Source organism: Helicobacter salomonis (genome assembly GCF_900197775.1).
Taxonomy (GTDB): Bacteria; Campylobacterota; Campylobacteria; order Campylobacterales; family Helicobacteraceae; genus Helicobacter; species Helicobacter salomonis.
The window spans coordinates 1-6,224 of sequence record NZ_FZMA01000012.1 but is presented as its reverse complement, the minus strand read 5'-3'; the positions used below and the strand labels follow the sequence as shown (position 1 = coordinate 6,224).

Genomic DNA, 6,224 nt, shown 5'->3' with positions numbered 1-6,224 from the left:
TGGGAACATGGGTTTTCCTGGCACTTTTTCGGGGACGTGTTGTCGCAATATCGGTGGGGTTAAGGAGCTCGCCCATTTGGATTTAGGTAATGGCGTATGCCGCCACTTAGACCCACAGACTCAGCAATGCCGTATTTATGACGACCGCCCCCAAATTTGCAGGGTAGACACCATGTATGAGAAGGTATTTTACAAACACTACAGCCTAGAGGAATTTTACCAGCCACGCCGTAAAGCCCCTAGCTTTAGCTATGGGGATAGTTGGCTAGCACCAGCATGGCTGTGCTAATATTTGTGCAATCAAGGGGTAATACCCTTGGGGTTGGGGCATCAACCTTTGGAATAGGGAGTGTAAGACTCCAAACGGAGCTGTCCTGCTTGAAGCCGCGATCTCCACTAAAGTTAGAATCCCCTAACTTTAGTTATGGGAGAGTATGTCAAAACCAAAAAACCCGCACCCTTGTGGATCAAAGCCGCCATGCGCAAGGCATTGAGGGACAAGATTTGGATTCCAAAACCCAAAGTGCTTTTGGCAGCAAAGAGATGATCGTTTTACAATAAAAGCAGAGTTAAATCCATAGTGGCATGACCGCTATGGTGAGCGTGAAAGACCGATGGGCGTTTGAAGATCATGCTCACCCCCTATGACAAGCAACAGAATACAATCCCCCCAAGCGTGCCCACGAAAGTTTACTTGGTCAAACGCCTAGAGAGGATTTAGAGAAGAATTTTGGAGATAAGGGGATGCTTGTTCTGCAATGATAGTTTAAGTAAAATCTTAGGAAAAACACACTAGGTTTTGCCATCTAACTTAAGAGAACCTAAATGAAAGTTGCCGTTTTGATGAGCGGAGGGGTGGACAGCTCTTATAGCGCGTATTTGTTGCAACAAGCCGGGTACGAATTGTTGGGTCTGTATCTCAAGTTGCATGCCAAAGAGGAAAAGCACGCAGTGTATATCAAAAATTGCCAAGAGGTGGCAAAGTTTTTGAACATTCCCTTTGAGGTGGTGGATTTACAAGCCGAATTTAAGAAGGGCGTTTACGATGCTTTCGTGCAGGCTTATGAGCAAGGGCAAACTCCCAACCCATGCGCACTGTGCAATCCTTTGATGAAATTTGGGCTAGGGCTGGAGTTTGCGCTGCAAAAAGGTTGTGAAAAAATTGCCACAGGGCATTATGCACGCTTAGAAGAGGTGCATGGCGTATGGCGCATTAGAGAAGCTAGGGATGTGAGCAAGGATCAAAGCTATTTTCTCTACGCCCTGCCTCAAAGAGCCATCGATCGCCTTCTCTTTCCTTTGGGGGATTTGCTTAAAAGTGAAATTAAACCTTTAGCCTTAGAAAAGATGCCCTTTTTGGGGAGCTTGCAAACTTATAGGGAATCCCAGGAAATTTGCTTTGTGGAAACTAACTACATTGACACGCTTAAAAAACATGTGCAAGTGGATCAAGAAGGCTTGGTGCGCAACCTCAAGGGAGAGGTGGTGGGCACGCACAGGGGTTATATGCACTACACCATTGGCAAACGCAAGGGCTTTTTTATTAAAGGGGCACATGAACCCCATTTTGTGGTGGGTATAGACGCGTCCAAGAATGAGATCATTGTGGGGAATAAAGAGGCGCTGGCGATCTCGACCCTAGAGGCGCATAATAAATCCCTGCCCGCTAATTTTAAAGAGGGTGCATATTTGGTCAAGGTGCGTTATAGGAGTACGCCTACCAGTGCACATATCAGCTTAGAGAACGATATAATTCGTGCACGTTTTGAAAGCCCCGTTTATGGTGTGGCTTTAGGGCAAGCGTTGGTGATCTACGATCAAGACCGCGTTTTGGGTGGAGGTGTGATCACCAAAAGCTACGCTTCTTAAAACTTCCAGTGGAAGTTAACATGGTAGGGCCCCGTGCTAGAGGCATTGACATGGCTACCCATTTGGGGTAGTTCGATTTGCACATGCTTTTGGCATTTGTTGATAAAACCTTCGTACTGCCTTAGGTGCACAGAACGGGCTTCGTAGGTTGTCATGTGGTCTAAAATAGGCGCAACCTCATCTGAGATGCGCGCACCTAACATGATATCTAATAAACTCGTTTTCCTGCTATGGGATACGCCTTTCAGCGCGCCAGGTGGCAAACGATAAAAACCTATTGACACAGAAGACCCAAAGCCCTCTAAGACATACGCATTGGCATAGCCCAAGAGAGCTAGTACGAATGCTAGCGACCTAATGACCCCCATACCGACCTCTCACAGCCATATACATTCATGCTAGCATAGCAAGGCTTAAGTCTGTGCTAACCAATCAATCTCCCCCTTTAAACTCTGTCGCTGTCAACATTTATTGGATTCTATTGGCTTTAGAACCGCTTAATTTTAGAAATTTCTAAGTTTTAAAATACTAGAATGGCAGTTTTGAAAATGCAAAGGATTACGATGCAACTCACTCAATCTATAAAAGCCTCAGAATTTCGACGCGACTGGGTTGTCTTAGACGCTAAGGGACAGATTTTCGGACGACTCATTACTCAAGCCGCAACCTTGTTGCGCGGGAAGCACCGCCCCTATTACACTCCCCATGTGGATTGTGGAGATTATGTTGTGGTGGTCAATGCGAGTCAAGTTAAGTTCTCAGGAATGAAATTAGAGGACAAGCAATATTTTACACATTCAGGTTACTTTGGAAGCACCAAGAGCAAGAATCTACAGGAAATGCTTGCTAAACACCCAGAGAAACTCTTTTACTTAGCTGTGCGAGGTATGTTACCCAAAAACAAACTAGGGCGTACCATGATCAAGAAATTAAAGGTTTATCGAGATGAAAAACACCCTCATACTGCCCAAGTGGCTAAAAAGGAAGCTAGATGAATAAAATCTACGCCACAGGCAAGCGCAAAAGTGCGATTGCAAAAGTTTGGTTAAGCCATGGCAATGGACTGCTAGATGTGAATGGCATGGATCTAAATGCCTGGTTGGGTGGGCATGAATCTATCAAAATGAAAGTGATGCAGCCCTTGGTACTCACCAAGCAAGAAGGGCTGGTGAACATCAAAGCAGTGGTTTTTGGGGGCGGATACAGCGCACAGGCAGAGGCCCTAAGACATGGAATTTCCAAAGCGCTCAATCTCTACGATGTCGCCTTTAGGGCTGTGCTTAAGCCCAAGGGTTTACTCACACGCGACTCCAGAGTAGTGGAGCGCAAGAAATACGGCAAACGCAAAGCGCGCCGTAGCCCTCAGTTCTCCAAACGCTAGGCTTACGCCTTATTCTCTTGGGGAGGTCATTCTCGTGACTGTTGATTTAAAGAAGGATTCCATCCCCAAGCTCTTCTTTTATTACTTCATCCCTCTTGCCTTTTCTATGATCTCCCTCTCTACTTATTCTATGATTGATGGGATGTTTGTAGGCAATAAGTTGGGCAAGGAGGCAATCGCGGCCATCGGAGTGTGTTGGCCAATTTTTCCCACCTTAATCGCCTTTGAGTTGCTCTTTGGATTTGGTGCGGCGTCTATCGCGTCTTACTTTTTGGGCAAGGATGAACCCGAGCGCGCTAGATTAGTGTTTAGTTCGATTTTCTATTTTGTGGCTCTTAGCATCACTTGCATTAGTTGGGCCTGTGTCCCTTTTACCGATGAAATCGCTAGGATATTGGGCAGTAATGAGACCATCTTGCCCATGGTTTCTATCTACATCAAGGTGATCTTGATGGGGGCAATCTTTATGGTTTTGCATCCCTTGGCTGATGTTTTTGTGGTCAATGACAAGCGTCCTATTTTGGCGATGGTGGCCATGCTCGTGGGTTCGCTTACCAATGTAGCTCTCAATTATTTCTTGCTATTTACATTGGAAATTGGCATTCACGGAAGTGCAATCGCTACGGTTTTAGGCCATGCGATGGGTTTCTGTGTGCTTATGAGCCACTTTTTACGCAAAAAAGGACAACTCTACTTCGTGCGCCGTTTTAACTGGGCGAGTATCATTTCTTCAGCTAAGAGTGGGTTGCCTCAAAGTGTTTCTGAGCTTAGCGCGGGAATAGTGATGCTCCTATTTAATTGGACTATTATGAACACGGTCGGGGAGAGAGGGGTTTCCATCTATGCCATTGTCATGTACAATGGCATAGTTTTCTGGACAACCTTGCTCTCTATTGCTCAAGGTATCCAGCCCATTGCAAGTTTTAGCTATGGCGCACAAGACCTGGACAAAGTCAAGGCTGTGTTTATATTTGGACTGAAGGCTTCTCTGTGTGTGGGTATAGGGCTGTATGTCCTGTTTTACTTTTTAGATAGCCATTTGATCACCCTCTACATGGACAAAGAACACTTGGTGGACGACCCACATTTTCTAGCAGAGAGCAAGCACGCGATGAATGTATACTACACGGGGCACATCTTCTTGGGCTTAAATCTGCTCTGCGCCGTGTTTTTCCAGTCTATCCAACGCACCAGGACTTCCTTTTTAATCACAATCTGCGAGACGGTGATTTTCATTGTGCCCTTATTGCCTGTGTTGGCGCATTTTTACGGTTTAGAAGGCGTTTGGATCGCCTTCCCCATCTCTCAGTTTTTGGCATTAATCGTGGTAGCCTTTGTGGTGCGCTATGAGATTAGACGAGGAACTTTTGAGCGTGTGGCTGCTCTGAAGGATTTAGCTTAAGAAAAAATGTGTGATAATGTAGCATGCAGATCAAGACCAAAATCCCTAAGAAAAGCGCGCCCCTTTTGTCTTGTGCGCGAGAGATAGGGTTTTCTGAGCAATTCATAGAGGTCTGCCTAGAACCCCACCTTTACCACAAAACCACACTCTACATTAAAAAGCATTTTAGCGAGCATGTTAAATTCAAGCACACCCTGATTTTGTTTGAGCAAGAGAGTCTAAAAAAGACATATCTACTCAATCGCCTTTTCTATGCCAAATACGCTCTACACCCCTTCTATAACCAAAATACTTTCGAGCGTTTTTTACAGCAAATTTTGGATTGCGCCCACCTGCCCGTGGTGTTTAAGGAGAGTACGCATACGCATGCACCTTATGAACCTGTGTTAGCTTTGGTACACAAGATAGAAATCCACGCTATTTACCTACACTCTCGGATGATTTTTTACTACACGAATTTCCTAGCACGCGAGTTTCTCCACGAAACTTTCAAACCTTACATTATGCTAGAAACACCTTTCAAGGATAAGAGCAACAAAAAGGGTTTTTTGCACGAAACCCATGCGCATTTGGACGCACTGCCCGTTCTAATGGCTCTAAACAACCCGCACTTTAGGTATGCCTACATCCAGTTCATCTACCCCACACAAACCCTCTACCTCACTAGACAAGAGGAGATCATTCTCAAAGCCCTGCGTACCCTGGGATTGGGAGTAATGCACTCCAAGGAGGAAATCAAACACCGCTATTTGGAACTCGCCAAACTCTACCACCCCGATACGTGCGCCTTATCCCCCTATAGCGAGGGGATCTACAAGCAACGCTTCCTAGAGGTTACAGAAGCCTACAGCGTGTTGAAAGACCTTTAAACACCCGTTCACTGAAGACGGATGGACTTTTGTTTAAATCATCCCCGCTCTGTACTCCTGAATCATATGGAAAATTTCATCTTTAAGGCGCAACTTCTTCTTTTTGAGAGCAGACACCTTAAGATCTTCTGCGTTATGCGTCTCCAAGGTAGAAATCTCATCATCTAGCGCATTGTGTTCCTCAAAAATCTTATTAAAGTGTGGATTCTTATTTTTTAAGGCCTTGATCTCATCTCTGTACTCGTGGAACATGCGCTATCCTTTATGAACTTGATAGAAGCATTATAATACAATACAAACGATGAATGGCTTAAAAAAGAGCTTTCAAAGGCGTTTATGAGTCGTATGCCTTGTATGTCCTGCTCAAGAGTCTAGGGCATACCTAGCTAGCGGTCTCCTCTTTGGTTATAACATCCGGTCTTTAAAAACCTTTTATAACTCGTTTAAAATTCTACAACTTAAGCCCCCCTTAAGCTTTTCTACCCTATAATCGCGTTTTGCCAAAGTTAAGGCTGTTGAAAAAGCCAAGACTTCGTGCGCAACGATCTTTGACATTTAAGCAAGAGAGTCTTGTAGCCAAAATTTGTTTTGCATTTTGTTTTTGGCTTATAAGAACTCTTTTATTGACACAACTTGTCTATACAGAGTAATCTTTAAGTGCTTGTAGAGAAATCTATAAACACAGAGCCAGTTTAGGATAAAC

Annotated in this window: 8 protein-coding genes; 6 read left to right on the top strand and 2 right to left on the bottom strand. The window is 44.7% G+C overall.

The window, feature by feature from the left end:
* A partial coding sequence (locus tag C6H04_RS02640; RefSeq protein ID WP_324730975.1) for a YkgJ family cysteine cluster protein occupies nt 1–289 on the top strand: 289 nt, incomplete at its 5' end.
* Between the two features lie 536 nt (nt 290–825).
* The gene (mnmA, locus tag C6H04_RS02630; RefSeq protein WP_104695893.1) at nt 826–1,869 is read left to right on the top strand and encodes a tRNA 2-thiouridine(34) synthase MnmA; all 1,044 of its coding nucleotides are present in this window, start codon (nt 826–828) and stop codon (nt 1,867–1,869) included.
* On the opposite strand, the gene C6H04_RS02625 is transcribed toward mnmA, so the two are convergent.
* Nucleotides 1,866–2,237, bottom strand: a complete 372-nt coding sequence (locus C6H04_RS02625) for a hypothetical protein (protein WP_104695894.1) — start codon at nt 2,235–2,237, stop codon at nt 1,866–1,868. The genes mnmA and C6H04_RS02625 overlap by 4 nt on opposite strands.
* Nucleotides 2,238–2,432: 195 nt before the next feature.
* Between C6H04_RS02625 and rplM the strand changes: the two genes are divergently transcribed.
* From rplM to C6H04_RS02605, 4 genes are read left to right on the top strand one after another with little or no spacing between them, the layout of a single operon-like run.
* Nucleotides 2,433–2,864 (top strand): 50S ribosomal protein L13, encoded by a 432-nt coding sequence (gene rplM, locus C6H04_RS02620; RefSeq protein WP_104732248.1) that lies wholly within the window; start codon nt 2,433–2,435, stop codon nt 2,862–2,864.
* Complete coding sequence (gene rpsI, locus C6H04_RS02615) at nt 2,861–3,250, top strand: 30S ribosomal protein S9 (protein WP_104695896.1); 390 nt, start codon at nt 2,861–2,863, stop codon at nt 3,248–3,250. The genes rplM and rpsI overlap by 4 nt, the downstream gene beginning before the upstream one ends.
* Before the next feature lie 34 nt (nt 3,251–3,284).
* Nucleotides 3,285–4,652, top strand: a complete 1,368-nt coding sequence (locus C6H04_RS02610) for an MATE family efflux transporter (RefSeq protein WP_104695897.1) — start codon at nt 3,285–3,287, stop codon at nt 4,650–4,652.
* 23 nt (nt 4,653–4,675) lie between these two features.
* Nucleotides 4,676–5,521: a J domain-containing protein gene (locus C6H04_RS02605; RefSeq protein ID WP_104695898.1), complete on the top strand. Its 846-nt coding sequence runs from the start codon at nt 4,676–4,678 to the stop codon at nt 5,519–5,521.
* 33 nt (nt 5,522–5,554) lie between these two features.
* Here C6H04_RS02605 and C6H04_RS02600 read toward each other — a convergent pair whose 3' ends face one another.
* Nucleotides 5,555–5,773 carry an HP1242/YdcH family protein gene (locus C6H04_RS02600; RefSeq protein ID WP_104695899.1) on the bottom strand — a complete coding sequence of 73 codons (219 nt, stop codon included), beginning with the start codon at nt 5,771–5,773 and terminating at the stop codon, nt 5,555–5,557.
* Nucleotides 5,774–6,224 lie beyond the last annotated feature (451 nt).